26 protein-coding genes, 1 tRNA gene and 1 pseudogene are annotated in these 25,514 nt (G+C 63.8%); 13 read left to right on the top strand and 15 right to left on the bottom strand.

Translation table 11 applies throughout. The features are described 5' to 3' along the window. Positions 1-25: 25 nt before the first annotated feature. Together trxA and GDN70_RS03810 are read left to right on the top strand one after the other, a co-directional pair. Positions 26-346: a thioredoxin gene (gene trxA / locus GDN70_RS03815; protein WP_007598398.1), complete on the top strand. Its 321-nt coding sequence runs from the start codon at positions 26-28 to the stop codon at positions 344-346. A 145-nt stretch (positions 347-491) separates the two neighbouring features. Continuing rightward, positions 492-1,499: an ATP-dependent DNA ligase gene (locus GDN70_RS03810; protein WP_038972339.1), complete on the top strand. Its 1,008-nt coding sequence runs from the start codon at positions 492-494 to the stop codon at positions 1,497-1,499. Positions 1,500-1,599: 100 nt separating this feature from the next. Here the strand turns inward: GDN70_RS03810 and GDN70_RS03805 are convergent, their stop codons facing one another. The 12 genes from GDN70_RS03805 to aroA form a co-directional block, all read right to left on the bottom strand. Next, the gene (locus tag GDN70_RS03805) at positions 1,600-2,340 is read right to left on the bottom strand and encodes a metallophosphoesterase (RefSeq protein ID WP_038972338.1); all 741 of its coding nucleotides are present in this window, start codon (positions 2,338-2,340) and stop codon (positions 1,600-1,602) included. Between the two features lie 138 nt (positions 2,341-2,478). Beyond that, complete coding sequence (locus tag GDN70_RS03800) at positions 2,479-3,822, bottom strand: folylpolyglutamate synthase/dihydrofolate synthase family protein (protein WP_152102172.1); 1,344 nt, start codon at positions 3,820-3,822, stop codon at positions 2,479-2,481. Next, positions 3,819-4,760: an acetyl-CoA carboxylase, carboxyltransferase subunit beta gene (gene accD, locus GDN70_RS03795; RefSeq protein WP_028139479.1), complete on the bottom strand. Its 942-nt coding sequence runs from the start codon at positions 4,758-4,760 to the stop codon at positions 3,819-3,821. The genes GDN70_RS03800 and accD overlap by 4 nt, the downstream gene beginning before the upstream one ends. A gap of 111 nt (positions 4,761-4,871) precedes the next feature. Further along, positions 4,872-5,708: a tryptophan synthase subunit alpha gene (gene trpA, locus GDN70_RS03790; protein ID WP_028139478.1), complete on the bottom strand. Its 837-nt coding sequence runs from the start codon at positions 5,706-5,708 to the stop codon at positions 4,872-4,874. Beyond that, positions 5,705-6,919: a tryptophan synthase subunit beta gene (trpB, locus tag GDN70_RS03785; RefSeq protein ID WP_038950994.1), complete on the bottom strand. Its 1,215-nt coding sequence runs from the start codon at positions 6,917-6,919 to the stop codon at positions 5,705-5,707. The genes trpA and trpB overlap by 4 nt, the downstream gene beginning before the upstream one ends. Beyond that, positions 6,916-7,587 (bottom strand): phosphoribosylanthranilate isomerase, encoded by a 672-nt coding sequence (locus GDN70_RS03780; RefSeq protein ID WP_038950993.1) that lies wholly within the window; start codon positions 7,585-7,587, stop codon positions 6,916-6,918. Before GDN70_RS03780 ends, trpB begins: the two co-directional genes overlap by 4 nt. Before the next feature lie 65 nt (positions 7,588-7,652). Beyond that, the gene (locus tag GDN70_RS03775) at positions 7,653-8,045 is read right to left on the bottom strand and encodes a lipopolysaccharide assembly protein LapA domain-containing protein (RefSeq protein WP_038950992.1); all 393 of its coding nucleotides are present in this window, start codon (positions 8,043-8,045) and stop codon (positions 7,653-7,655) included. A gap of 74 nt (positions 8,046-8,119) precedes the next feature. Beyond that, positions 8,120-8,425 carry an integration host factor subunit beta gene (locus GDN70_RS03770; RefSeq protein WP_007598410.1) on the bottom strand — a complete coding sequence of 102 codons (306 nt, stop codon included), beginning with the start codon at positions 8,423-8,425 and terminating at the stop codon, positions 8,120-8,122. Positions 8,426-8,596: 171 nt separating this feature from the next. Beyond that, positions 8,597-9,577 carry a signal peptide peptidase SppA gene (gene sppA, locus GDN70_RS03765; protein WP_028139474.1) on the bottom strand — a complete coding sequence of 327 codons (981 nt, stop codon included), beginning with the start codon at positions 9,575-9,577 and terminating at the stop codon, positions 8,597-8,599. Positions 9,578-9,939: 362 nt separating this feature from the next. Further along, complete coding sequence (gene rpsA / locus GDN70_RS03760; protein WP_028139473.1) at positions 9,940-11,646, bottom strand: 30S ribosomal protein S1; 1,707 nt, start codon at positions 11,644-11,646, stop codon at positions 9,940-9,942. 267 nt (positions 11,647-11,913) lie between these two features. Continuing rightward, positions 11,914-12,552: a (d)CMP kinase gene (gene cmk, locus GDN70_RS03755; protein WP_028139472.1), complete on the bottom strand. Its 639-nt coding sequence runs from the start codon at positions 12,550-12,552 to the stop codon at positions 11,914-11,916. Next, positions 12,549-13,886 carry a 3-phosphoshikimate 1-carboxyvinyltransferase gene (gene aroA / locus GDN70_RS03750; protein WP_038972341.1) on the bottom strand — a complete coding sequence of 446 codons (1,338 nt, stop codon included), beginning with the start codon at positions 13,884-13,886 and terminating at the stop codon, positions 12,549-12,551. The genes cmk and aroA overlap by 4 nt, the downstream gene beginning before the upstream one ends. A gap of 160 nt (positions 13,887-14,046) precedes the next feature. On the opposite strand from aroA, the gene GDN70_RS03745 reads away from it, so the two are divergent. From GDN70_RS03745 to GDN70_RS03735, 3 genes and pseudogenes are all read left to right on the top strand, one after another. After that, complete coding sequence (locus tag GDN70_RS03745; protein WP_018323433.1) at positions 14,047-14,454, top strand: TIGR02300 family protein; 408 nt, start codon at positions 14,047-14,049, stop codon at positions 14,452-14,454. 91 nt (positions 14,455-14,545) lie between these two features. Beyond that, positions 14,546-14,621, top strand: a tRNA-Ala gene (locus tag GDN70_RS03740). 207 nt (positions 14,622-14,828) lie between these two features. Beyond that, positions 14,829-15,063 (top strand): annotated as a pseudogene (locus tag GDN70_RS03735) (GIY-YIG nuclease family protein). Between the two features lie 17 nt (positions 15,064-15,080). Here the strand turns inward: GDN70_RS03735 and GDN70_RS03730 are convergent. Next, the gene (locus GDN70_RS03730; RefSeq protein WP_028139469.1) at positions 15,081-15,539 is read right to left on the bottom strand and encodes a MarR family winged helix-turn-helix transcriptional regulator; all 459 of its coding nucleotides are present in this window, start codon (positions 15,537-15,539) and stop codon (positions 15,081-15,083) included. Positions 15,540-15,694: 155 nt separating this feature from the next. Between GDN70_RS03730 and GDN70_RS03725 the strand changes: the two genes are divergently transcribed. The 8 genes from GDN70_RS03725 to GDN70_RS03690 all read left to right on the top strand — a co-directional run bounded on the left by GDN70_RS03725 (position 15,695) and on the right by GDN70_RS03690 (position 22,956). Next, positions 15,695-16,120: an organic hydroperoxide resistance protein gene (locus GDN70_RS03725; RefSeq protein WP_018323436.1), complete on the top strand. Its 426-nt coding sequence runs from the start codon at positions 15,695-15,697 to the stop codon at positions 16,118-16,120. Between the two features lie 188 nt (positions 16,121-16,308). Then, the gene (locus GDN70_RS03720) at positions 16,309-17,529 is read left to right on the top strand and encodes a CaiB/BaiF CoA-transferase family protein (protein WP_038972336.1); all 1,221 of its coding nucleotides are present in this window, start codon (positions 16,309-16,311) and stop codon (positions 17,527-17,529) included. A 217-nt stretch (positions 17,530-17,746) separates the two neighbouring features. After that, positions 17,747-19,063 (top strand): sn-glycerol-3-phosphate ABC transporter substrate-binding protein UgpB, encoded by a 1,317-nt coding sequence (gene ugpB / locus GDN70_RS03715; RefSeq protein ID WP_028139467.1) that lies wholly within the window; start codon positions 17,747-17,749, stop codon positions 19,061-19,063. 50 nt (positions 19,064-19,113) lie between these two features. Continuing rightward, entirely contained in the window at positions 19,114-19,995 is an 882-nt protein-coding gene (gene ugpA / locus GDN70_RS03710) for a sn-glycerol-3-phosphate ABC transporter permease UgpA (RefSeq protein WP_028139466.1), read from the top strand. Next, the gene (gene ugpE, locus GDN70_RS03705; RefSeq protein ID WP_028139465.1) at positions 19,995-20,843 is read left to right on the top strand and encodes a sn-glycerol-3-phosphate ABC transporter permease UgpE; all 849 of its coding nucleotides are present in this window, start codon (positions 19,995-19,997) and stop codon (positions 20,841-20,843) included. The genes ugpA and ugpE overlap by 1 nt, the downstream gene beginning before the upstream one ends. Before the next feature lie 13 nt (positions 20,844-20,856). Further along, positions 20,857-21,945 carry a sn-glycerol-3-phosphate import ATP-binding protein UgpC gene (locus GDN70_RS03700; protein WP_028139464.1) on the top strand — a complete coding sequence of 363 codons (1,089 nt, stop codon included), beginning with the start codon at positions 20,857-20,859 and terminating at the stop codon, positions 21,943-21,945. Positions 21,946-22,207: 262 nt separating this feature from the next. Continuing rightward, complete coding sequence (locus GDN70_RS03695; protein ID WP_028139463.1) at positions 22,208-22,633, top strand: Hsp20 family protein; 426 nt, start codon at positions 22,208-22,210, stop codon at positions 22,631-22,633. Positions 22,634-22,683: 50 nt separating this feature from the next. Next, the gene (locus GDN70_RS03690) at positions 22,684-22,956 is read left to right on the top strand and encodes a DUF1150 domain-containing protein (RefSeq protein WP_007598581.1); all 273 of its coding nucleotides are present in this window, start codon (positions 22,684-22,686) and stop codon (positions 22,954-22,956) included. A gap of 199 nt (positions 22,957-23,155) precedes the next feature. Here the strand turns inward: GDN70_RS03690 and GDN70_RS03685 are convergent, their stop codons facing one another. Both GDN70_RS03685 and GDN70_RS03680 read right to left on the bottom strand, forming a co-directional pair. Then, positions 23,156-24,178 (bottom strand): glycoside hydrolase family 5 protein, encoded by a 1,023-nt coding sequence (locus tag GDN70_RS03685; RefSeq protein WP_095424879.1) that lies wholly within the window; start codon positions 24,176-24,178, stop codon positions 23,156-23,158. A 13-nt stretch (positions 24,179-24,191) separates the two neighbouring features. Then, a complete protein-coding gene (locus GDN70_RS03680; RefSeq protein ID WP_152102171.1) occupies positions 24,192-25,487 on the bottom strand; it encodes an O-antigen ligase in 1,296 nt (431 codons plus the stop codon). Between the last annotated feature and the right edge of the window lie 27 nt (positions 25,488-25,514).

Here is a 25,514-nt window from a genome sequence, read left to right as displayed (position 1 = left end):
TCTTTCAACCGAACGAGGTACTCCCATGGCCGTTGGCAAGGTTTCTGACACCGATTTCGAAGCCGAAGTGCTCAAGGCGAACGGTCCTGTGGTCGTCGATTTCTGGGCTGAGTGGTGCGGCCCCTGCCGCATGATCGCGCCCGCCCTCGACGAGATCGCTGGCGCGATGGGCGACAAGGTCAAGATCGTGAAGCTCAACGTCGACGAGAGCCCCAAGACCGCGTCCAAGTATGGCGTGATGTCGATCCCGACGCTGATGATCTTCAAGGGCGGCGAGATGGCCTCCCGCCAGGTCGGCGCGGCGCCGAAGGCGAAGCTGCAGCAGTGGATCACCTCCGCGGTCTGATCCGCCTGGCGCAAGTTTATTTTCGACAACGGCCGGCGAAATGCCGGCCGTTTGCGTTGACGGGACATGTCCAGCGTATGACGAGTCCCGACCCTTGCCTGCCCCTCCTGCAAAGCGCGCGCGAAAATCGACCTCTCTCGTTGCCATGGAGGCGCGGTCGGTCGACGAAATTCCACGCGGCAAGGAATGGCAATACGAGCCGAAATGGGATGGCTTTCGCTGCCTGCTGTCGCGCGACGGCAGTCATGTCGAACTGCGCTCGAAATCGGGCGAGGACCTCGCGCGCTATTTCCCGGAAGTCGTCGCCGCGGCGCTGAAGCTGAAAGCCGACCGTTTCACGCTCGACGGCGAGATCGTCGTACCGCACGGCAAGAGCTTCTCGTTCGACGCACTGCTGCAACGGATTCATCCCGCCGCAAGCCGTGTGAAAAAGCTCTCGCAGGACACGCCGGCGCTCTATCTCACCTTCGATCTGCTCGCGACGGTAAAACAGAAGCAGCTTGCCGGAAGGCCGCTGAGCGAACGGCGGCCGGCGCTGGAGGCTTTTGCGAAGGCCCATCTGAAGGGCGGCCTCTTCCGCCTGTCGCCGGCGACGACGAGCTTCGCCACGGCGAAAAAGTGGCTGGCGCAATCCGGTGGCGGCTCGGACGGCGTCATCGCCAAGCGCGTCGACCTGCCTTATCAGGCCGGAAATCGCGACGGCATGCAGAAGATCAAGAAATTTCGCAGCGCCGATTGCGTGGTCGGCGGCTTCCGCTACGCCACCAACAAGATCGCCGGGCGAAAGGTGGTCGGCTCGCTGCTGCTCGGGCTCTACGACGATGGTGGCTTGCTGCATCATGTCGGCTTCACATCCGCGATCAAGGCAGAGCAGAAGCCCGCGCTGACCGACCGGGTAGAGGCGCTGATCGCAGAACCCGGCTTCACCGGCAACGCGCCGGGCGGACCGAGCCGCTGGTCCACCGAGCGCTCGGCAAAATGGTGTCCGCTGAGACCGAAGCTGGTGATCGAAATCTGCTACGACCATTTCAGCGGCGAACGCTTCCGCCACGGCACCTCGATCCTGCGCTGGCGCCCCGACAAGGCGCCGCGGCAATGCAGCTTCGAGCAACTGAAGCAGAAGGTGGCCGATCCGATGAAGCTGCTGAAGTGAGTCGGTCTAGTGCAGAGCCGGGGCCCAGAAGCCGCGAGTCTGGGTCCCGGCTCTGCGGAGCAGCGCTTTGCGCTGCACCGCGTCCGGGACACGAGAGGATTTACCTGAGCCATCCGGTCGCGATCGCCTGCGCCAGTTCGGGCTGCCCATTGCGCCGCGCCAGCGCCGCCATCGCCTCGTGATCATACGCGACGTGGCGGAATGTCACCTGCCAGGCACCATCAGCCAGCTCGAGGATCGCGTAGCGCGCATGCGGCGTGCCAGCTTCGACTACATGCGGATAGGGATGCTTGTCACGATACCCAGGACTGCCGACGCTGCCGGGATTGACGATCAGCCGGCCGTCATGCAAGCGCACGGCGCGGGCGAGATGAGTGTGGGCGCAGAGGATCAGGGATTGCGTGAGCCCCAGCGCGAATTGCTCGATTCGGTCGAGCGGCGACAGCGCCACCGCGCCCTCCGGGTGCACCATGTCGAGCCAATAAACTTCGTCGTTATCGGGCGTCGCGTGGCAGAGGAACACCTGATCACGGAAGACGCGCGTCATCGGCTGCAAGCGCAGCCAATCCAGTTGCACGGTATTAAGCGCTGCGTGGGCGGGGCGATCCCACGAGCCCATTTTCTCCGGGGGGCGGTCGAGCAGATAGCGGTCGTGATTGCCGAGCACGTGGACGGCGTCGAGCGTCATCAGGATCTCGATGGTGCGGCGCGCATCGAGCGGGCCGCTCAGCATATCGCCAAGATTGACGATGTCGGTGATATCAAGGGCCCGGATGTCGGCCAGCACCGCCTCCAGCGCAAGGTAGTTTCCGTGGACGTCGGCAATCGCGGCGAAGCGCATTGGCCATTCTCTCTTTCGTGCCCCGGACGCAGCGCAGCGCTGCTTCAGGGATGCGCTGCAGAGCCGGGGCCCATGCGGCCTGGGTCCCGGCTCTGCGGAGCAGCGTTGCACGCTGCACCGCGTCCGGGACAAGAGAAATCATGCAGGAGGCGTGCCGTTGATCGCCAGCACGTGGCCGGCCAGATACAGCGAGCCAGTGATCAGGATGCGCGGAGGCACCTCGTAGGCGAGCTTCGAGAGGGCGCGCAGCGCGGCTTCGACGCCGGAGACGGTCTCGACGCGCATGCCGAGGCTGCGGGCGGCGTCGGCGAGGCGATCGACCGGCATCGCGTTCTCGGTGTCGGGGATCGGCACCGCGAAGATGTGACGGGTGAGACCGGCGAAATTGGCAAGGAAGCCCTGCGCATCCTTGTTGGCCATCATGCCGGCGATGACGACCAGCGGTCGCGACACCCGCTCTTCGAGATCTCCGAGCGCCGCCGCCGCGACACGGCCGCCTTCGGCATTGTGCCCGCCATCGAGCCAGATCTCCGAGCCCTGCGGACCGAGAGCGAGCAGCTCGCCCGAGGTGATGCGCTGCATCCGCGCCGGCCATTCGGCACCAACGATGCCGGCCTCGAACGCCGCCTGATTGATCTTGAAGTTCGGAATCGCGCGCAGCGTCGCGATCGCAAGGCCGGCATTGTCGAACTGGTGGCGGCCGAACAGCCGCGGCGCCGTGAGATCCATCAGGCCGCGATCGTCGGAGTAGACGAGGCGACCGTGCTCGACATTGACGTGCCAGCTCTCGTTCGCCGCAAAAAGCGGCGCGCGCATGCGCTTGGCCTGCGCCTCGATCACCGCCATGGCTTCGCCCGCCTGCTCCGCGGAGATCACGGGCACGCCGCGCTTGATGATCGCCGCTTTCTCGCCGGCGATCGACGTCAGGGTGCCCCCGAGGAAATCCATGTGGTCCATGCTGACGGGCGTGATCACGCAGGCCGCCGGCGCATCGATCACGTTGGTCGAATCGAGCCGGCCGCCGAGGCCGACTTCGAGCAGCACCACGTCGGCCGGGTTCTGCGCAAACAGATGGAAGGCGGCCGCCGTCTTCAGCTCGAACAATGTCGCGGCCTCACCGGCATTGACTCGCTCGACCTCTTCGAGTGCGGCACGCAACTCGTCATCGCCGACGAGCTGACCACCACTGAGGCGGCCGAGCCGGAAGCACTCGTTGATCCTGACAAGATAGGGCGAGGTGTAGGCGTGCACCCGCAGGCCTGCTGCCTCCAGCGTCGCGCGCAGATAAGCGAGCGTCGAGCCCTTGCCATTGGTGCCGGCGATGTGGATCACCGGCGGCAGCTTGAGCTCGGGGTGGCCGAGCCGTTCGAGCAGGCGGTGCATCCGCTCCAGCCCGAGATCGATGCGCTTCTGATGCAGGACCGACAGCCGCCCGATCAATTCACCGAGCGGCGTCTTCGCGCTGTCAGAGGACGCGTTCACGCGTGCGGCGCAGCCGGCGCCGTCTCGGCGGCCGATACGATCTGTGCCGGGCTGAGCACCGGCTGCATCGGCTTCGACGCGGTCTCCGGCGCCGGCGCCTTGGTCAGCAGACGGCAGAGCCGCGCCAGAGTCGGACGCAGCTCGTGGCGATGCACGACCATGTCGACCATGCCGTGCTCCTTCAGATACTCGGCGCGCTGGAAACCTTCAGGCAGCTTCTCGCGGATGGTCTGCTCGATCACGCGGGCGCCGGCAAAGCCGATCAGCGCGCCGGGTTCGGCGATCTGAACGTCGCCGAGCATCGCATAGGAGGCGGTAACGCCGCCGGTGGTCGGGTTGGTCAGCACGACGATATAGGGCTGCTTGGCCTCGCGCAGCATCTGCACCGCGACCGTCGTGCGCGGCATCTGCATCAGCGACAAGATGCCTTCCTGCATGCGTGCGCCGCCGGATGCGGCGAACACGATGAACGGCGACTTCTTTTCAACGGCGAGTTCGAGCCCGCGGACGATGGCTTCGCCTGCGGCCATGCCGAGCGAGCCACCCATGAAGTCGAAATCCTGCACGGCAACGACGACGGCGGAGCCTTCGAGTCTGCCGTAACCGACCTTGATCGCATCGTTCAGATTGGTTCGGGCGCGCGCGTCCTTGATGCGGTCGACGTATTTCTTCTCATCGCGGAACTTGAGCGGATCTGGCGTGACGTCAGGCAGCGCGACGTCGAACCAGGTCTCGTTGTCGAAGATCGACTTCAAGCGCGCCACCGCCCCCATGCGCATGTGATAGTTCGAGCCGGGGATGACGAACTGGTTGGCCTCGACGTCCTTGTAGAACACGAGCTGCCCGGAGTCCGGGCACTTGATCCACAGATTCTCCGGCGTCTCCCGCCGCAGCATGTTGCGGATCTTCGGCCGGACCACGTTGGTAAGCCAGTTCATGGTTTGCTCCGATGTGCGACCCGCCTCGCGGATCGCCTGAAGGGATATATGGCGACCGGGCCGTTGCCCGGCAAGCCGCCGTGTCGCCCGCTCCAAAAGCGGAATTATGGCCTATTCCGCCGCCTGTTGCGCGCCCTTGACGCCCTGGGCCAGGGCCGCCGTCAGCTCAGCCACGGCGTTAACGGTTTTGCCGGTCGCCCGTCCCTCGGCGTCGAGGCTGTTCTTGAGCGCGTCGACCAGCGCGGTGCCGACGACCGCACCATTGGCATGGGAGGCAATGGCACGCGCCGTCTCCGGCGTGCGGATACCGAAGCCGACGCACACCGGCAGCTTGGTGTGCCGCTTGATGCGGGCCACCGCTTCGCTCACGGCCGAGGAGTCCGCCGCCGCCGCACCGGTGATGCCGGTGATCGAGACGTAGTAGACGAAGCCCGAGGTGTTGGCGAGCACGGCCGGCAGCCGCTTGTCGTCGGTCGTCGGTGTCGCCAGACGAATGAAATTGAGGCCGGCCTTCATCGCGGGCAGGCAGAGCTCGTCGTCCTCCTCCGGCGGCAGGTCGACGATGATCAGACCATCGACGCCCGCGCTCTTGGCATCGACCAGGAACTTGTCGACGCCGTAAATGTAGATCGGATTGTAATAGCCCATTAACACGATCGGCGTCGCATTGTCGTCCTTGCGGAAGCCGCGCACCAGCTCCAGCGTCTTCTTCAGCGTCATGCCGGCCTTGAGCGCACGCAGCCCGGCGGCCTGGATCGAGGGACCGTCGGCCATCGGATCGGTGAAGGGCATGCCGATCTCGATGACGTCGGCGCCTGATTTCGGCAGCGCCTTGATGATCTCGAGCGAGGTCGCCGGATCGGGATCGCCGGCCATCAAGAAGGTGACGAAGGCCGAGCGGCCCTGCTTCGCAAGCTCGGCAAAACGGGTGTCGATACGCGTGGTCACTTCTTGCCCCTCAGGATGTCGCCGACCTGCGGGACGTCCTTGTCGCCGCGGCCGGAGAGGTTGACGACCATCAGGTGATCCCGAGGCCGCTTCGGCGCGAGCTCCATCACCTTGGCGATGGCGTGCGCGGGCTCAAGCGCGGGGATGATACCTTCGAGGCGCGACAGCAGCTGGAACGCGGCGAGCGCTTCGTCATCGGTCGCGGAGAGATAGTTCACGCGGCCGATCTCGTGCAGCCAGGAATGCTCGGGGCCGATGCCGGGATAATCGAGGCCGGCCGAGATCGAATGCGCGTCCTGGATCTGGCCGTCCGCGTCCATCAAGAGATAGGTGCGGTTGCCGTGCAGCACGCCGGGACGGCCGCCCGCGATCGACGCCGCATGCAGCTGCGTCAGCCCATGGCCCGCAGCTTCGACGCCGAAGATTTCGACGGAGGGATCGTCGAGGAACGGATGAAACAGGCCCATCGCGTTCGAGCCGCCACCGATGCAGGCGACCAGCGAATCCGGCAGGCGGCCTTCGACCTCCTGCATCTGCGTCTTGGTCTCGTTGCCGATGATCGACTGGAAGTCGCGCACCAGCGTCGGATAGGGATGCGGGCCGGCCACCGTGCCGATGCAGTAGAAGGTGTTGTGCACGTTGGTGACCCAGTCGCGCAGGGCCTCATTCATGGCGTCCTTCAGCGTGCGCGTGCCCGACTGCACCGGGACCACCGTCGCACCCAGCATCTCCATGCGGATCACGTTGGGCTGCTGCCGCTCGACGTCGACGGCGCCCATATAGACCACGCATTCGAGCCCGAAGCGCGCGCACAGCGTCGCGGTGGCGACACCGTGCTGGCCGGCGCCGGTCTCGGCGATGATGCGCTTCTTGCCCATGCGCCGCGCCAGCATGATCTGGCCGAGCACGTTGTTCACCTTGTGCGAGCCGGTGTGGTTGAGCTCTTCGCGCTTCAAATAGATCTTGGCGCCGCCGAGATGCTCGGTGAGGCGCTCGGCGAAATAGAGTGGCGAGGGCCGGCCGACATAATGCGTGAGATAGCCGTTCATCTCGGCCTGGAAGGCCGGATCGGCTTTGGCCTCGGTGTAGGCCTTCTCGAGATCGAGGATCAGCGGCATCAGGGTTTCGGCGACGAAGCGGCCGCCGAAGATGCCGAAATGGCCGCGATCGTCGGGACCGCTGCGATAGGAATTGGGTTTGGCGACGTTCATCGAACACTCAACTCTTGGCTGGATTCTTGGCTGGCGCGCGCAGCGCGAATGAAGGCCTTGATCATTTCAGGATCTTTCACGCCGGGGGCGCTCTCGACACCGGAGGAGACGTCGACACCGCCGGCGCGGGTGACGCGGAGTGCCTCGGCGAGATTGTCGGCATGAAGCCCGCCCGAGACCATGTAGGGCAGCTTCAGATCGAGGTTTTCGAGCAGGTGCCAGTCGAAGGGCTCCCCGAGGCCGCCCGGCCGGGTCGCATCCTTCGGCGCGCGGGCATCGAACAGGATGCGGTCGGCGATCGCGGCATAGCCGGGCAACACGGCGAGATCGGCCGCGGTCGCGACCGGGACCGCCTTCATCACCGGGCGGCCGAACCGCTGCTTGATGTCGCGCAGCCGCGCCACGCTCTCCTTGCCGTGCAGCTGGAAAATGTCCGGCGACAGCGCGTCCATGATGTTGTCGAGCGTCGCATCGTCGGCGTCGACGGTGAGGGCGACCTTGAGCGCGCGCCCCTTCACCTGGCGGCCGAGGTCGCGGCCGAGCTCCAGGGACAGATGCCGCGGCGAAGGGGGGAAGAACACGAACCCCACCATATCCGCACCCGCCTCGAGCGCCGTTTGAAGCGTCTCGCGCGTGGACAGGCCGCAGATTTTGACGAGCAGGGACATGGTCTCAAAGCAAATGGAGGCCGCAACGTGCGGCCGGAAAACAGCGTTTTCGGTCGGGGCCGCTTCTACAACGTCGCGCGCTGCTTGTCTCGCCCGATGGGCCCGTAAAGCCCGACCCCGGAGGGTACGGGAAGGCGCTGCGAGCCGGGCTTTGCCGCGGCCGCCTGGGCCCGCAAATCGGCCAGTTCGGCCCTGGCGACCCGTGAATCCGTCTCGTGCCGGCGCGCCGCGCGGCGCCAGCGCCGCTGACCGAGCCAGACGGCGGAGCCGCCGGCGAAGACGCCGAGGGCGGCGACCAGGATCAGGAGCAGGAACAGCGGCAGCGTGACCGACAATGACGGGTCGTTCGCAATGAACGGATCGAACGAGACCGTGACGAAGTGCCGGTTGGCAACGGCGAAGGCCACCAGGATCAGGCCCAGCGGGATCACGATCAGCGCGGTCAGGAACTTTCGCATCGCGATCGCTCGTCTTGAATCAAGCTTGCGGCCGCATCATGCGGCCGTTCGGTTAAACCCCGACGACGACAGCCTCAGTCGGGCGCGCCGGGATCCGGATGGTCGCGGTTCAACCGCTCGCGCATTTCCTTGCCGGTCTTGAAGAACGGAACGCTCTTCTGATCGACGGGCACATGGGCGCCGGTGCGTGGATTGCGCCCGGCGCGTGCAGGGCGATGCTTGACCGAGAAGGCACCGAAGCCGCGCAACTCGACGCGGTCACCGCGCGCGAGGGCCGCTACGATCTCTTCGAGAATCGCATTCACAATGTTCTCGACATCCCGCTGGTACAGATGCGGGTTGTGCTCGGCGATACGCTGAACAAGTTCGGATTTGATCATCGAGAGATAGGACCCGGAAGCGTGCGGATGACCATTTCCGTGAAAATACCTTGATCTGTCAAGACGCTAAATCAAGGTTGAGCGTCGCGAAATTACGTGACAAATGCCGAAAAAGCGGGCTGACCCGACGCCCGCCAAACGGGAAAACCCTCAGCCGCTCGCCCAACCCCCTCAATTTGAGGCGGCCGGTTGCCACAGGGCCAGCATTCCATCCATTCCGAACCGATCGACCGCCTGCGCGACGCCGGTTTGCCCGATTTGATGCGCAATCGAGCCCAAACCGAGCGCTTCCAGCGTAACGGCGGCGGCCGTCTTGAGGAATGGCAGATCGCCGAAGCGCGGCTGGAGCTTGTAGTCGCGCACGGAGAGCCCCTTCTTGACGCCCTTCTGCTCGACCAGCCAGGTCACCGCCGTCTTCTCGTCGCCGATCTGATCGATCAGCTTGAGATCGATCGCCTGGCGCCCGGTGAAGACGCGGCCATCAGCCACTTTCTCGAGCTGCGTGTCATCCATGCCACGCCGCTCCTTCACCAATCCCCTGAACCAGGCATAGGAATCCTTCACCAGCGCATCGAGCGCGGCCCGTGCTTCCGGGCTGGTCGGCTCAAAACCGTTGGGCGCGGCCTTCAGCGGTGACGACTTCACCTCCTCGACCTTGACGCCGATGGTCTTCAGGAGCTCGCTGACGTTGGGATATTGGAACAGCACGCCGATCGACCCGACCAGCGAACTCTGCTGGGCGATGATGTGATCGCTGGCAATCGCCGTGATGTAGCCCCCGGAGGCAGCCAGGCCCTCGACCACCACGACGAGCGGCTTCTTCGCCTTCAGCCGGACGAGTGAATCGTAGAGCTGCTCGGAGCCGGCGGTGGTGCCTCCCGGCGAGTTGATGTGAATGATGACGGCGGCGGCCTGCGAATTCTCCAGCCGCTCTAGCGCCTGCGTACGATCGGAATCGCTGCGGATCAGGCCCTCGATCTGGACCCGCGCGATCGAGCCGGCGGATGCGAACGTGCCCCGCGTACCCGGTGTCACGACCAGCGCAAAGCCCGCAATCGCCGCAATCGCGATCAGCGCAGCCATCACGCGCCAGAACGTCAGCTTGCGGCGGATCCTGCGGCGATCGACGATGATGTCCGAATCGAGCGACATCTAGATATCTCCAAATGAAAGGCCGGACGCGTTGTGCCCTCACAGCGTGACCAACGGCTTATCTGGATACATCAATTGCGGCGCAATTAGAAGAAAACAAGGCTGTGACAGCGTAGGCCGAGATGCTGCCATACACTCACATGTCGTCCCGGCGAAGGCCGGGACCCATACCCGCAGGGCGGAGTGTGACGCGAGACGCCCACTCCGAGTCTTCGTCAAACCACTCCCTGTGGGTATGGGTCCCGGATCTACGCGCGCTTTGAGCGCGCTTGTCCGGGACGACAGCGGAGTTTGTGGAGGCGGCAACAAAAAAGCCCCGGCTCGCGCCGGGGCTTCGATGTCTGGCGAACCGAAAGGTTCGCTTACTTGCTGTCGCGGTTCTTGAGCGCGGTGCCGAGGATGTCGCCGAGCGTTGCTCCCGAATCGGAGGAGCCGTACTGCGCGATGGCTTCCTTTTCTTCGGCGACTTCGAGCGCCTTGATCGACACCTGGACCTTGCGGGCCTTTTTGTCGAACTGGATCACGCGGGCATCGACCTTCTCACCGACGGCAAAGCGTTCGGCGCGCTGGTCGTTGCGGTCACGGGCGAGTTCGGAGCGCTTGATGAAGGTCGAGAAGTCGGTACCGGTGATCTTCACCTCGATGCCGCTTTCCTTCACTTCGAGCACTTCGCAGGTCACGACCGCGCCCTTCTTGACATCGCCCGGCTCGGCGAAGGGGTCGCCTTCGAGCTGCTTGATGCCGAGCGAGATGCGCTCCTTCTCGACGTCCACATCGAGCACCACGGCCTTCACCATGTCGCCCTTCTTGTAGTTGTCGATCACCTGCTCGCCCGGAAGCTTCCAGTCGAGGTCGGAGAGATGGACCATGCCGTCGACGTCGCCCTCGAGACCCAGGAACAGACCGAACTCGGTCTTGTTCTTGACCTCGCCCTCGACCGTCGAACCGGTCGGGTGACCTTCGACGAAGACCTCCCAGGGGTTGCGCATGGTCTGCTTGAGGCCGAGCGAGATGCGGCGCTTGACGGAATCGACTTCCAGCACCTGCACTTCGACTTCCTGCGAGGTCGAAACGATCTTGCCGGGGTGCATGTTCTTCTTGGTCCACGACATCTCGGAGACGTGGATCAGGCCTTCGATGCCCGGCTCGAGCTCGACGAACGCACCGTAGTCGGTGATGTTGGTGACGCGGCCGGTGAAGCGGGCACCCAGCGGGTACTTGGCTTCGATGCCCTGCCACGGATCGTCCAGCAGCTGCTTCATGCCCAGCGAGATGCGGTGCGTCTCGTGGTTGATCTTGATGATCTTGACCTTCACGGTCTGGCCGATCGAGAGCACCTCGGTCGGGTGGTTGACGCGGCGCCACGCGATGTCGGTGACGTGCAGCAGGCCGTCGATGCCGCCGAGATCAACGAACGCACCGTAATCGGTGATGTTCTTGACCACGCCGTCGATGACCTGACCCTCTTCGAGGTTCTGCACCAGCTCCTGACGCTGCTCGGCGCGGGTCTCTTCGAGAACCGTGCGGCGGGACACGACGATGTTGCCGCGACGGCGATCCATCTTGAGGATCTGGAACGGCTGCGAATTGTTCATCAGCGGCGCAACGTCGCGGATCGGACGGATGTCGACCTGCGAGCGCGGCAGGAAGGCCACGGCACCGTCGAGGTCGACGGTGAAGCCACCCTTGACCTGATTGAAGATGACGCCGTTGACCTTCTCGTTGTTCTGGAACGCCTTCTCGAGCTTGCCCCAGCTCTCTTCGCGGCGCGCCTTGTCGCGCGACAGCACGGCTTCGCCGAGCGCGTTCTCGATGCGATCGAGGAACACTTCAACCTCGTCGCCGACCTTCAGTTCGCTGTCACGGCCGGGGCCGGAAAATTCGCGCAGGGCGACGCGGCCCTCGGTCTTCAGGCCGACGTCGATGACGGCCATGTCCTTTTCAATTGCAACAACCTTGCCCTTGACGACGGAGCTCTCCTGCAGGTTGCCACCTGCGAAGGACTCGTCGAGCATCGCGGCGAAATCGTCGCGCGACGGGCTATAGGTATCAGCAGAAGTCGAAGCCATTTGTTCTCCAGTTGCGGATGTCGTGCCGGCCGTTGGGTTCATGGGCGCATCGCACGCGCAGTGTCGGAAGGTCCGCAAGACCTTCGAGCGACCGCTCGCTGCTCCGGCCTGATAGGCGGAACAGCGGAAGCGGGCCGGCTGAGGCCCGCGCGTTCGATACGTGGAAATCTTGTGTCCGGAGCCTGGATCGCGTCGGCCCCAAACAAGGGACCGAGGTATCGACCTCAAAGAGCGGGAGCGGGCACTTCCTCCAATGACGGCGGCGGCTTAACCCCGCGACCGGCCCGCTCGGACGGCCTCGATAATGTCGATGGCGGCCCGGACGCCGCCTTCTATATCCAGTTGGGAGTTATCTAGCAAGTAAGCATCGGCGGCCGGTTTCAGGGGCGCAATAGGCCGGTTCTTGTCGCGTTCGTCGCGCTGGATGATGTCGGCGAGCACGGCGGCCTCGTCGGCCTCCTCGCCCCTCGCCTTGGCCTCCATGGTCCGGCGGCGCGCTCGGACTTTTGGATCGGCGACGACGAAGATCTTCACGTCCGCATGCGGGCAGATCACGGTTCCAATGTCCCGGCCGTCCAGCACCGCTCCGGGCGGATCGGCGGCGAATTGCCGCTGAAAATTGACCAGGGCCTCGCGAACCCTGGGGATCGCCGAGACGATGGAGGCGCCCTCGCCGGCCTTCTGGGTCTTCAGGGCCGGATTGCCGAACTTTTCGGGATCGAGTTCCAGCGCCGCAGCGACCGCAGCCTCCTCGTCCCGGAGATCGTGACCGGACTGCATCAGGGCATAGGCCACCGCACGGTAGATCACGCCGGTATCGAGGTGACGGTAGCCGTAATGGTGCGCGAGACGCTTGCCGAGCGTCCCTTTGCCCGAGGCCGCGGGTCCGTCGATGGCGATGATCATGAAAACTCGGCCCCTAGCGAACGCATCATCGGAATGAAGTCCGGGAAACTGGTGGCGATGAAAGCGGTGTCGTCCACGGTCACCGGCTGGTCCGAGGCGCAGCCCATCACCAATGCGGACATCGCGATGCGGTGGTCCATGTGGGTCGCGACAGTGCCGCCGCCGGGGACGTGACCGCGACCCTCGACGATCAGATCGTCGCCGGAGACCTCGACCTTCACGCCGTTGACGCGGAGCATGGCAGCGGTGGCCTCCAGGCGATCCGATTCCTTGACGCGCAGCTCCTGCAGGCCGCGCATGATCGTGGTGCCCTCAGCGAAAGAGGCTGCCACCGCGAGCACAAGATATTCATCGATCATCGAGGGCGCGCGCTCCGGCGGCACCACGACGCCGCGCAGCTTCGAGGCCCGCACGCGCAGTTTCGCCATCGGCTCGCCGGCGTCGCCGCGGACTTCGCTCTCCTCGATCGATGCGCCCATTTCGCGCAGCGTGGTGAATAGGCCGGTGCGCAGCGGATTGGTCATGACATCCGACAGGACGACATCGGAGCCCTCGACGATCAGCGCCGCGACCACCGGGAAAGCCGCCGAAGAGGGATCGGCCGGCACCACGACATTGGCACCGTGCAGCTCGGGCTGGCCCTTGAGCGTGATACGGCGGCCGTGCACGCCCTCCTGTGCCGAGGTGATGTCGGCACCAAAATGCTTCAGCATCAATTCGGTGTGGTCGCGGCTGGCCTCGGTCTCGATGACGGTCGTGATGCCAGGCGCGGCAAGGCCCGCCAGCAGCACTGCCGATTTGATCTGGGCCGAGGCGACCGGGGTCTTGTAGGTGATCGGCAGCGGATCGCGGGCACCCTGGAGTGTCAGGGGCAGGCGGCCGCCCTCACTGCCGGAGATGACCTTGGCGCCCATCTTTTCCAGGGGATCGAGGATCCGGCGCATGGGGCGGCTGCGCAACGAGGCGTCCCCGTCGAAAACCGCCGAGATCGGGCAGCCGGCGACGGCGCCCATCACCAGCCGGCAGCCGGTGCCGGAGTTCCCGAAATCCAGCGCTTCCTTGGGCTGGGCGAAGCCCGCGACGCCGACGCCCTGCACTTTCCAGGCAAAATCGCCGGTCCGCTCCACGGTGGCGCCCAGCGCCTGCATCGATTTGGCGGTGTTGAGGACGTCTTCGCCCTCCAGCAGACCTGAAATCCTGGTCTCGCCGACCGCGAGCGCGCCCAGGATGAGGGCACGGTGGGAGATCGACTTGTCCCCAGGCACCCGTACTTTCCCGGTCAGCGGCCCGCTGGCGCGAGCCTGGAGCGGCCTCGTTTGGTCGGAATGGGTCACGATTGTGTCCTTGGATGCGCCCTCGAGGGCGCTGGGCGCAGGTACCACATGGTCAGCGCCTCGTCACGGGCATGTCGTTCTCCCGTAATGCGCTATTGACAGCGGGCCGCCAACTAGCCAAGTGAAACACCGCTTTTCAGACATTCCCAGGATTCCTGCCGTGGCCAAGTCCGAACTCGGAACCAAACGTATTTGCCCAACCACGGGCAAGAAGTTCTATGACCTCAACAAGAATCCGGTGATCTCGCCCTATACCGGTGAAGTCGTGCCGATCGCCCCGGTCGCGCCCGCGCGCATGCCCCGCGGCGCCGAAGCCCGGCACGCAGCGACGGCCGACGCCACGCCGGAGCCGGCAGAGGTCGAGGAGGTCTCGCTCGAGGAGGCCGACGCCGAGGAGAACACCGGCAAGGTCAAGGCCGCCGTGCCCGAATCCGAGGACGATATCGAGGTCGATGAGACCCTCGATGACGACGATGACGATGATTCGACCTTCATTGCCGACGAAGAAGAGGGCGATGAGGACGTGACCGACATCATTGGTGATGTCGGAGGTGATGAAGAGACTTGAGATCAGCCCTGATCTGTGAAAAAGGGTGCACCGCGCGAGTCACCAGGGCTCGCCGGTACGGGTGATCCACTAGGATCCCCACAAGGACTAAGGGGCCATAGCTCAGCTGGGAGAGCGCTTGCATGGCATGCAAGAGGTCGGCGGTTCGATCCCGCCTGGCTCCACCAGCCTTCGCTCGCTTCGCGAGCTTCGGCTGGGCAAGCCTACGGAAGTCCCTCGTAGCGAAGTGAGCGAAGGCTGTCCCGCCATAGCCCGAAGGGCGACGGCGGACTTGGGCCGGCAATCACTCTGTTTGCTCCCTTGCGACTGCAGGCTGAGGTAACACCCTAAACGTGTCTCGAAGCTGCTATCCTACCCTCCGGGGAGGGAGCGCGATGAAATACATCTATATCCTCGAGAGTCTCGATTCCGAGCACTTCTACGTTGGAATTACCGACGACCTGAGGGCTCGTTTGGCAAAGCACAACGCCGGCGAGGTACCGCACACTTCGAAATATGGGCCATGGCGGATACGGACCTATTTCGCGTTTGACGATGCCTCGCGCTGTCGCGTTCGAGCGTTACCTGAAATCGGGATCGGGACGCGCTTTTGCCAAGAAGCATTTCTGATCGCGCGCGCTACCCCCCTACTCCCCGATCACCGCGTTCAGCCGATCCCGCAGCGCGACGATCTCGTCCTTCATCGACACCAGTTCCGACACTGAGCAGTCCGAGGCCGCCAGGATCGACTGCGGCACGCTGCGGGCCTTTTCCTTCAGTGCATGCCCCTGCGCCGTCAACGCGATCAGGACCTGACGCTCGTCCTCGCTCGAGCGGGTGCGCCGCACGAGATGGGCGGCCTCGAGCCGCTTGAGCAGCGGCGTCAGCGTGCCCGAATCCAGGAACAGCCGCTCGCCGATGTCCTTGACCGGCACGTCGTCGCGCTCCCACAGCACCAGCATCACCAGATATTGCGGATAGGTCAGGCCGAGCCGGTCCAGCAGCGGCTTGTAGACGCGGTTGAAGGCATGCGCGGCCGAGTAGACCGCGAAGCAGATCTGATTGTCGAGGCGTTGCGGATCGAGGGTCGATAGCTTCCGGGGCATGGAGAATCTCACGGGATTTCCTCCCATTCTGGGGCCGGCGGGCGGCACATTCAATTGCGAACAATTAAATGTGAGCCGCGCTAATTTCAATTGCGCGCAATCTAATTGTTTGCGATACAGAGCACACCCCAACCGGAAGACCCGAGGAGACGACAATGTCCGTGAACGTCCTCTACAAGACCAGCGCCAAGGCCACCGGCGGCCGTGATGGCCATGCTGCAACCCTCGACGGCGCGCTCGACGTCAAGCTCACCACGCCGAAGGAGCTCGGGGGCGGCGGCGGCGCCGGCAACAATCCCGAGCAGCTGTTCGCGGCCGGCTATGCGGCCTGCTTCATCGGCGCGATGAAGTTCGTCTCGTCGCAGGGTGGGCCGAAGGTTCCGGCCGATGCCTCCGTGACCTCGACCGTCGGCATCGGCCCGCGCTCCGAGGGCGGCTTCGGTCTCGACATCGATCTCGCCGTCTCGCTGCCGGGCCTCGCCCGCGCGGAAGCCGAGGCGCTGGTCGAGAAGGCGCACCAGGTGTGCCCGTACTCCAATGCCACGCGCGGCAATGTCGACGTTCGCCTGACGGTCGTCTGATCGAAAGTGCGGATTGGCTGGCCCGGGATCCCCCTCGGGCCGGCCGCTTCCGCTGATCTGCCAATCCTGATTTGCCATGCCGCGGCATGCGGCCGGCAGTGCATACGCCCCTACGCAACAGGCCATTGCTGGCTTGTGCGAACCTCGCTAGGCCTGTGGCCAAATATCGACACAGGGGAAGCGAAGGCATGAGTTCTGAAGCCGCCAGTTCTGAAGCCGCATTGGGCGCAATGAGCGGATTGCGCGTCATCGATCTCACGCGCGTGCTCGGCGGTCCCTACTGCACCCAGATCCTCGCCGACCACGGCGCCGACGTGATCAAGGTCGAGCCGCCCGCGGGCGACGAGGTGCGCGAATGGGGCCCTCCCTTCCACGAGGAGGACGCGGCCTATTTCGTCGGAATCAACCGCAACAAGCGCTCGATCGGCCTCGACCTCGCCTCCGAGGGCGGCCGCATCGTGCTGCTCAAGATGCTGGAGACCGCCGACGTCCTGATCGAGAATTTCAAGCCGGGCACGCTGGAGAAATGGGGCATCGGCAACGACGTGCTCAGCAAGAAATTCCCGCGCCTCGTGCATTGCCGGATCTGCGGCTTCGGCGCCGACGGCCCGCGCGGCGGCAATCCCGGCTATGACGCCATCATCCAGGCCATGACCGGCATGATCGCCGCGACCGGCTCGCCCGAGAGCGGACCGATGCGGATCGGCGTGCCCTTGGTCGACATCACCACCGGACTTTATGCGGCGATCGGCATCCTGATGGCGCTGTCGGAGCGGCAGCGTTCCGGCAAGGGCCAATTCCTGGAGACGACGCTGTACGAGACCGGCCTTGCCATCATGCATCCGCACACCGCGAATTATTTCATGCATGGCAAGCCGCCGAGCCTCACCGGCAACGAGCATCCCAACCTCGTGCCTTACGCGATCTTCCCGACCAAGACCGACGACATCTTCATCGGTGTCGGCAATGACGGCACCTTCCGCAAGCTCGCCAAGGAGATCGGCAAGCCCGAGCTCGGCACCGATCCGCGCTTTGCCCGCAACAAGGACCGCATCGCCAATCGCGAGGCGCTGCGCGCCGAGCTTGCTGCCGTGTTCAGCCAGCACGAGGCCGAGCCGCTGTGCAATCGCCTGCTCGCCGCGGGCCTGCCCGCCGGGCCCGTGCAGAAGATCGACCAGGCGTTGACCAACCCGCACACGATCGCGCGCGGCGATATTATCGAGAAGGACTGGTACAAGGGCGTCGCCTCGCCGATCCGGCTCGACCGCAGCAAGCCGAGCCTGCGCCGGCTGCCGCCGAAATTCAGCCAGCACTCCCAGGAGGTGCTGGGCGAGTTTGGCTACTCCAAGGCCGAGATCGACGCGATGGTCGAGAAGGGCACCGTCTGCGGCCCCGAGCGCAAGCGGTAGAGGCCACCACCTCCGTCCGACGAATGATGCCGCAGTGCGGCGCGGGCACGATAGTGCACCGCGAACCAATGCGGCTGCCGCTCCGTCTTCGCCTATTTGCCGTCTTCCCTTTTCCAGCGCTTGCCGCTTTCGTTTCGGCCGCTTACACAGTCATGTGAACGTCATATGGCGCTGCTAGCGCAAGCGCTTCTTTTGACGGCCAAGGGAGGTTTACTTGATGGCTCTTCGACACTTTGGGGTGGCTGCCGCATTTGCACTCACGGTTGGCATGACGGCGTCGCCGGCGCTGGCCGTGACGGAAATCCAGTGGTGGCACGCGATGACCGGCGCCAACAACGACGTCATCGTCAAGCTCGCCAACGACTTCAACACGTCGCAGAGCGACTTCAAGGTCGTTCCGACCTACAAGGGCAATTACGCCGACACCATGAACGCGGGCATCGCGGCGTTTCGTGCCGGCAACGCGCCGCACATCATGCAGGTGTTCGAGGTCGGCACCGCCACCATGATGGCTGCGACCGGCGCGGTGAAGCCCGTCTACAAGCTGATGGCCGAGGCCGGCGAGAAGTTCGATCCCAAGATCTACCTGCCCGCCATCACCGGCTACTACTCGACCTCGAAGGGCGAGATGCTGTCGTTCCCCTTCAACTCGTCGTCCACCGTGATGTGGGTCAATCTCGACGAGCTGAAGAAGGCCAATGTCGCGATCCCGAAGACCTGGCCCGAGACGTTCGAGGCCGCCAAGAAGCTGAAGGCTGCCGGTCATGACACCTGCGGCTTCTCCGGCTCCTGGGTCACCTGGGTCAATCTCGAGCAGCTCTCCGCCTGGCACAACGTCCCGCTCGCCAGCAAGGCCAACGGCCTCGACGGCTTCGACACCAAGCTCGAGTTCAACGGGCCGCTCCAGGTCAAGCATCTCGAAAACCTGGTCGAGCTCCAGAAGACCAAGGTCTACGACTATGCCGGCCGTACCAACACCGGCGAAGGCCGCTTCACCTCGGGCGAATGCCCGATCTACCTGACCTCGTCGGCCTTCTTCGGCAACGTCAAGGCCCAGGCCAAGTTCAACTTCACCGCGGTGCCGATGCCGTATTATCCGGAGGCAAAGGGCGCGCCGCAGAACTCGATCATCGGCGGCGCTTCGCTCTGGGTCATGGGCGGCAAGCCGGCCGACGAATACAAGGGCGTCGCAAAATTCCTGACCTTCCTCTCCGACACCGATCGCCAGGTCTACATCCACAAGGCCTCGGGCTATCTGCCGATCACCAAGGCGGCCTATGAGAAAGCCAAGGCCGAGGGCTTCTACAAGGACCAGCCCTATCTCGAGACCCCGCTGCTGGAGCTGACCAACAAGGAGCCGACCGAGAACTCGCGCGGTCTGCGCCTCGGCAACATGGTTCAGCTGCGTGACGTCTGGTCGGAAGAGATCGAGCAGGCGCTGGCCGGCAAGAAGACCGCCAAGCAGGCGCTGGATGCCGCCGTCGAGCGCGGCAACACGATGCTGCGGCAGTTCGAAAAGACCGCCGTCAAGTGAGGCGATGAGCGGCAGGCCGGTCCCCCGGCCTGCCGCTTTCGGCGGACACCATGCAGAAGCAAGCCATTTTCCAATCCAGGCTATTGCCTTACGCGCTGGTTGCCCCGCAGCTCGCGATCGTCCTGCTATTCTTCTACTGGCCGGCCCTGCAGGCGGTGATCCAGTCGTTCCTGCTCCAGGACGCCTTCGGTCTGTCGACGAGCTTCGTCTGGTTCGAGAACTATCTCGACCTGTTCAGGGAGCCCGCCTATTTCGAGGCGATCCTCCGCACCTTCTTCTTCTCTTTCGCCATCGCGGTCTCGTCGTTGTCCTTTGCGCTGCTGCTCGCCGTCATGGCGGACAAGCCCCTGCGCGGCTCGATGCTGTACCGCACCCTCTTGATCTGGCCCTATGCGGTGGCGCCGCCGGTCGTCGGCGTGCTCTGGATCTTCATGCTGCATCCCTCGCTGGGCATCATCGCGCGCTATTTGCGCGCGATCGGGGTCGACTGGAATCCGCTGCTCGACGGTGACCAGGCGGCAACCCTGATCATCCTCGCCGCCGCCTGGAAGCAGATCTCCTATAATTTCCTGTTCTTCCTCGCCGGTCTGCAGAGCATCCCGCGAAGCGTGCTCGAAGCCGCCGCGATCGACGGTGCCCGTCCGATGCGCCGGTTCTGGACCGTGACCTTCCCGCTGCTGTCGCCGACCATCTTCTTCCTGCTGGTCGTCAACATCGTCTACGCCTTCTTCGACACGTTCGGCATCATCGACACCATGACCCGCGGCGGTCCCGGCAAGTCGACCGAGACGCTGGTCTACAAGGTCTATTCCGACGGCCTGCTCGGCGGCAATCTCGGCAGCTCCGCCGCGCAATCGGTGATCCTGATGGTGATGGTCATCGTGCTGACGGGAATCCAGTTCCGCTTCGTCGAACGCAAGGTGACCTACTGATGGTCGAGGAAGAGGGCTTTCGGCGCTACGTCGCGCACATCATTCTCTGGATCGGAATCGCGATCGTCGCCTTCCCGGTCTACATCGCGTTCGTCGCCTCGACCCAGGACAATGCGCTGATCGCGAACGGGCAGATGTCGCTGCTGCCGGGCGGTCATTTCTTCGAGACCTATTATCAAACCATCTTCGTCGGCACGAGCGGCTCGACCCGCGAGCCTGTCGGCAACATGATGCTGAACTCGCTGGTGATGGCGCTGCTGATCGCGGTCGGCAAGATTGCGATCTCGATCATCTCGGCCTATGCGATCGTGTATTTCCGCTTTCCGTTCCGGATGCCGATCTTCTGGATCATCTTCATCACCCTGATGCTGCCGGTCGAGGTCCGCATCTATCCGACCTACAAGATCGTCGCCGATCTGCACATGCTCGACAGCTATGCGGGCCTCGCGCTGCCGCTGATCGCCTCGGCCACCGCAACGCTGCTGTTCCGACAGTTCTTCATGACGGTGCCGGACGAATTGCTCGAGGCCTCGCGCATCGACGGCGCGGGCCCCTTGCGCTTCTTCTGGGACACGCTGCTGCCGCTGTCGCGCACCAACATGGCGGCGCTGTTCGTGATCCTGTTCATCCTCGGCTGGAATCAATATCTCTGGCCGCTGCTCATCACCACCCGCGACGACATGCAGACCATCCAGGTCGGCATCCGCAAGATGATCACCACCACCGACGCGCTGACCGAATGGCCGATCGTGATGGCGACCGCCATGCTGGCCATGCTGCCGCCGGTGTTCGTCGTCGTCGTCATGCAGAAACTGTTCGTGCGCGGCCTCGTCGAGACGGAAAAGTAAGAAGTGAGTTTTCATGGCTAACGTCACCCTGCGCAACGTCCGCAAGACCTATCTCGGCGGCTTCGAGGCCATCAAGGGCGTCAACGTCGATGTCGGCGACGGACAGTTCTGCGTGCTGGTCGGCCCCTCCGGCTGCGGCAAGTCGACATTGCTGCGCATGGTCGCGGGCCTCGAGACCGTCACCGGCGGCGAGATCGATATCGGCGGACGTGTGGTCAACCAGGTCGAGCCCGCCGATCGCGACATCGCGATGGTGTTCCAGAACTACGCGCTCTATCCGCATATGAGCGTCTACAACAACATGGCCTACGGCCTGCGCAACCGTGGCATGAAGGAAGCCGAGATCAAGTCCCGCGTCGACGAAGCCGCACGCGTGCTCGAGCTCACGCCGATGCTGGAGCGCAAGCCGCGTCAGCTCTCCGGCGGCCAGCGTCAGCGCGTCGCCATGGGCCGCGCCATCGTGCGCCAGCCGAAGGTGTTTCTGTTCGACGAGCCGCTGTCGAACCTCGATGCGAAACTCCGCATCGCGATGCGCGTCGAGATCCGCAAATTGCAGCGCCGGCTCAACACGACGTCGATCTACGTCACCCACGACCAGCTCGAAGCCATGACGCTCGCCGACGTCCTTGTGGTGATGAACGGCGGCCAGGTCGAGCAGGTCGGAAATCCGCTTGCGATCTACGAGAAGCCGGCAACCACCTTCGTCGCCTCCTTCATCGGCGCGCCGCCGATGAATTTGATGTCGACGCGCCCGGAGGAGATCAGGTCGCAGCTTGCGGGCAGCGCGGCGGCCGACGCCGGCATTCTCGGCATCCGCCCGGAAGACTTCGTCATCACCGACCAGACCCCGGGCGGCGGTGTCGCTTTGCCGCTGACGGTGGAGGCGATCGAGCGCGTCGGCGCCGAAACCTTCGTCTACGGCTCGCGCGAGCAGGAAGAGCAGCGTGTCGCCGCCACGCCGGGCGAGTTGCCGCCCGGCGAGATCATCGTCCGCATTCCCGGAACCGAGGCTCCCGCCATCGGCGCGAAAATCCGCGTCGCGGCGCTGCGGGCGAAGCTGCATTTGTTCAGCGGCGACGGGCGGACGCGGCTGGAGGCCTGATCGGTTCCGAAAGGCCGGACAACACAAAACGCGAAAACAACCCCATGCACAGTACAAGGGGGTCTGTTTTTGTTGAGATAAATGGCCCGCCTGATGTCGTCATGCGCGGGCCTGTCCCGGGCATGACGACAGGAAATGGCCAATCCACAGCTTCCCGGCTACCTGCTTGAACCAACACGGGAACATGCCCATATTGCTGATCAAGGGGCGCCTCTCAGGGCCCTGATGCACCAAAGTCGCTTCTGCGAGGACTTTGTAAACTATGTCTCGTGTTCCCACGTTATCCAGTCCGTTCCTGCTGGGCTTCGACGAGATTGAGCGCGTGCTCGATCGCGTCGTCAAAGGCGCCGACGGCTATCCTCCCTACAATATCGAGAGGTGTGGCGGCGCGGACGGCCAGCCCGAGCGCTTACGTATCACGCTGGCGGTCGCCGGATTTACGCGCGACCAACTCGATGTAACCATTGAGGAAAACCAGCTCGTGATCCGCGGGCGGCAGCAGGACGACAAGACCCGGCAATACATCCATCGCGGCATCGCCGCGCGCCACTTCCAGCGCACCTTCGTGCTGGCGGAGGGGATGCTGGTGCTGGGTGCGGATCTGAAGAACGGGTTGTTGTCGATCGATCTGGCCCGGCCTGAACCGGAGAGGATCGTTAAGACAATCGCTATCAATGAGCACGAATAATGGAACGAGTAGCGGACTCGACCGCTTAGTGTTCCAGAGGAGTCGAGACCATGAGTGAAGGTCACGTTGCGTTCGAATACGAAGCCAAGAATGTCTCGCCCGAGACGCTGGCAACCCTTGGCGAAGGCCATATCGCCTATGTGAAGCAGATCCGCTCCGAGGATGTGCCGGGCCTGTTTCCCGAGGCGCCGAAAATCGCGCCGGGCCTCAAGCTCTTTGCGCTCCACGCCGCCGACGGCACGCCGATCATGCTGACCGACAGCCGGGAAGCTGCGATCGCCAATGCCTGGAGCAACGAGCTGCAAGCCGTCAGCGTGCACTGAGCGCACGTCGCACGAATAGAGTTTCCAGCGGGCATGCCTTCTTGCGAAGGCGTGCCCGTTTTCATTTTGACACGATGACGCTCCCACATTGTCATTGCGAGGAGCCCGCGACAAATTGCAAAGCAATTTTGCGCTGGTGCGACGAAGCAATGAGGGTGAGGCCGCAGCGGGCTCAACTCTCGAATCCCGAACACGCGCTTCAACGCACCGCCGGGATCAGCGCCGGCAGGACGTCCGGCTTCCAGGTTTGACGCGCGCTGTCGAAGGCCGCGAAATCATGGTCGAACTGCCAATAGGCCCATGCCCAACCAAGCCGATCCGCACTTCGCGCCACGAACGACAGATATCGCGTCCGGGCATCCGTCGGAGCGCGCTCGTACACGCCGAACTCGCCGAGATAGATCGGGCGCTTTTCTTTTTCGGACCAGCTACGAATCTTTTCGAAGTCGGCGAGGGCCTTCCGTTCATCCTCCGGGGTGCCCCAATCGAGCGGCCCGAGCCGCGAAAACGTTGGGGACCACGGTGCACCCTGATGCGTGAAGCGTATCGGCGCGTAATAGTGAAACGTGACGATGAGGTTTCTGTCACCTGATGGCAGGGCCAGCTCCTCGACCGGCATGTCATCGACGTTGAGAACGGCAGCAATGACCGTCCGCCCTGGGTTGCTGGTGCGGATGATGCCGAGACACTCGTTCAGAAGGGCGTTCCAACTGGGCGACGTCATCTGCCCGCCGGGCTCATTGAGGACCTCGAAGACAAGCTTCGGATATTTTCCGGCATAGCGCTCGGCGATTTGCGTCCAGAATGCCTTCAGCTTCTCGGCGCATGCGGACACGTCGCGCTGGCAGGTATCCGTATCGTGCTCGTCGAGAATGGGGATGAGCTTCCGGGCGAGCACCTCCTCGATCACGGCATCAAGCCGCCTCAAGACGATTTCATCCAGCAGATTCCCTTCGCCCATGAACTTGAAGCCGAAGAAATTGATCCGAACGTGCGAGAACCCGGCCTTTCGGATGGCCGTGAGGTTGTCCAGACGAAATGGCGCGTTCCGGCCTCCCTCCCAGATGCCGTCGTAGCCGAGGATGTTGATGCCGCGCCCCAACTCTCCTGGGGCGCGCGCGATGCCCTGTTTGGCTGCGTCAGCCCGAGAGCAGATCGCGAGCATGGCTATCGCCAAGGTGAGGCCGAAGGTCACCGACCAGCGGGCGCAGATGGCATTCATGCTGCTTTCTCCATCATGGCAGCAGGGATTGCTGCGACACCGGCCTGCACACCGCGAAGAAGAACGCGACGAGAAGCACCGACGTGAACATCGTCGAGCGGAGGAACATCGTCTCCGTGAAGTTCGATTGAAAGCTCAGGACGACAAATCCGATGATGAGAGCGCAATGGGAGCGATCGATCGACCGGGTGGCGATCAAGTACAGGACCTTTTCCGAAAACAGATAGACGCTCGCGACGAACAGCAAATATCCCAGAAACCCCGTTTCGATCAGCACCGCGATGTAACCGCTATGATAATTGTCGAGCACCCAGCCATGGTTCTGGTTGAAATAGTCGTAAATCGAAGGGCGCGTCCAGAATCCGTTGATGCCAAAGCCCAGCAGGGGCGCGTCGTTGAAATGGCTGATGGCGTACTGCCAAATGAAGGTCCGCTCGGTCAAGTCGATGGTCGATTCACCGCCGAGATGAAAGGAATCGTACCCCGTCAGATAGAAATACAGGAACAGCAGGGCGGCCAGGATGCACATGATGAATGGCAGCACCGCATAGATTCTCATGCAGCGGATCGACCACATCGAGGTCACCAGCAGTCCACAAGCGGCGACGGCGACGGCGCCGGCACCACGGGATTCCGAGGCGATGACGCACGTCGATGCCAGGAGAAACGTCGCGAGAAAAGCGATCCATCCCTGCCCGGTCATCTTCTGATAGCAGGCAAAGAACATCAGATATGCGCTGATGAAACCGAGCGTCTGCTTCGATTCGTAGATTCCTTGCCACTGGCCGTTGTGCATCCAGCTCTGGTCGACGCCGATCTCGGGCACGAAGATGGCACACAAGGCCGAGGCGGCGACCAGAATGAAGAACCCGAGTGCCGTCGATCCGACGATCTCGTCCACGTCGATACGGATAATGAGGCAGTACGCGCCGAAAGTCGTTATCACGAGAGCCGCACTCTTCATGATCGCTGCAGCGGCGAGGCTGGTCCAGAGAACCGACATGGCGGCAAGGGCGTAGAATGCCACCAGCGCGATGAGGTCAGGATTGGGCTGCACGCGCAGGCAAGGACGCACGAAGGCACTGGCGTAGATCAGGATGACCCACATCAGGAGCGCGACAGCCTGTTGCAGATAGCTCCACTCTGCAGGCAGCAGCGCAGGGTGGAAGACGCCCATCGAGGCGACCACGTTGACGGTGATCGAGCCGCGGATCACGGTTCTGGCAAGCTTCTCGACGCCAGGGCTGGGCGCCTTCCAGATTGCGCTTTCGTGTCCCTCGGAATCTGACGCGGTGCGCAGGCTGGTCATGAGCTGACCACCCCGGCCTGCCCGGCG

Source organism: Bradyrhizobium sp. TM102 (assembly GCF_009176685.1).
Lineage (GTDB): Bacteria > Pseudomonadota > Alphaproteobacteria > Rhizobiales > Xanthobacteraceae > Bradyrhizobium > Bradyrhizobium ottawaense.
This window is presented reverse-complemented; position numbering and strand designations above follow the sequence as displayed.

Coding starts and splice junctions, on each gene's coding strand:
- GDN70_RS03695 (WP_028139463.1), top strand. CDS start 22,208: ATGTCTCGTGTTCCCACGTTATCCAGTCCGTTCCTGCTGGGCTTCGAC.
- ugpA (WP_028139466.1), top strand. CDS start 19,114: ATGCAGAAGCAAGCCATTTTCCAATCCAGGCTATTGCCTTACGCGCTG.
- GDN70_RS03775 (WP_038950992.1), bottom strand. CDS start 8,045: ATGCGAAAGTTCCTGACCGCGCTGATCGTGATCCCGCTGGGCCTGATC.
- GDN70_RS03805 (WP_038972338.1), bottom strand. CDS start 2,340: ATGCGCTTCGCCGCGATTGCCGACGTCCACGGAAACTACCTTGCGCTG.
- GDN70_RS03680 (WP_152102171.1), bottom strand. CDS start 25,487: ATGACCAGCCTGCGCACCGCGTCAGATTCCGAGGGACACGAAAGCGCA.
- GDN70_RS03685 (WP_095424879.1), bottom strand. CDS start 24,178: ATGAATGCCATCTGCGCCCGCTGGTCGGTGACCTTCGGCCTCACCTTG.
- GDN70_RS03700 (WP_028139464.1), top strand. CDS start 20,857: ATGGCTAACGTCACCCTGCGCAACGTCCGCAAGACCTATCTCGGCGGC.
- cmk (WP_028139472.1), bottom strand. CDS start 12,552: ATGATCATCGCCATCGACGGACCCGCGGCCTCGGGCAAAGGGACGCTC.
- GDN70_RS03725 (WP_018323436.1), top strand. CDS start 15,695: ATGTCCGTGAACGTCCTCTACAAGACCAGCGCCAAGGCCACCGGCGGC.
- trxA (WP_007598398.1), top strand. CDS start 26: ATGGCCGTTGGCAAGGTTTCTGACACCGATTTCGAAGCCGAAGTGCTC.
- GDN70_RS03810 (WP_038972339.1), top strand. CDS start 492: ATGGAGGCGCGGTCGGTCGACGAAATTCCACGCGGCAAGGAATGGCAA.
- ugpE (WP_028139465.1), top strand. CDS start 19,995: ATGGTCGAGGAAGAGGGCTTTCGGCGCTACGTCGCGCACATCATTCTC.
- ugpB (WP_028139467.1), top strand. CDS start 17,747: ATGGCTCTTCGACACTTTGGGGTGGCTGCCGCATTTGCACTCACGGTT.
- GDN70_RS03720 (WP_038972336.1), top strand. CDS start 16,309: ATGAGTTCTGAAGCCGCCAGTTCTGAAGCCGCATTGGGCGCAATGAGC.
- GDN70_RS03770 (WP_007598410.1), bottom strand. CDS start 8,425: ATGATCAAATCCGAACTTGTTCAGCGTATCGCCGAGCACAACCCGCAT.
- accD (WP_028139479.1), bottom strand. CDS start 4,760: ATGAACTGGCTTACCAACGTGGTCCGGCCGAAGATCCGCAACATGCTG.
- GDN70_RS03730 (WP_028139469.1), bottom strand. CDS start 15,539: ATGCCCCGGAAGCTATCGACCCTCGATCCGCAACGCCTCGACAATCAG.
- GDN70_RS03690 (WP_007598581.1), top strand. CDS start 22,684: ATGAGTGAAGGTCACGTTGCGTTCGAATACGAAGCCAAGAATGTCTCG.
- sppA (WP_028139474.1), bottom strand. CDS start 9,577: ATGTCGCTCGATTCGGACATCATCGTCGATCGCCGCAGGATCCGCCGC.
- trpB (WP_038950994.1), bottom strand. CDS start 6,919: ATGAACGTCGCCAAACCCAATTCCTATCGCAGCGGTCCCGACGATCGC.
- rpsA (WP_028139473.1), bottom strand. CDS start 11,646: ATGGCTTCGACTTCTGCTGATACCTATAGCCCGTCGCGCGACGATTTC.
- GDN70_RS03780 (WP_038950993.1), bottom strand. CDS start 7,587: ATGTCCCTGCTCGTCAAAATCTGCGGCCTGTCCACGCGCGAGACGCTT.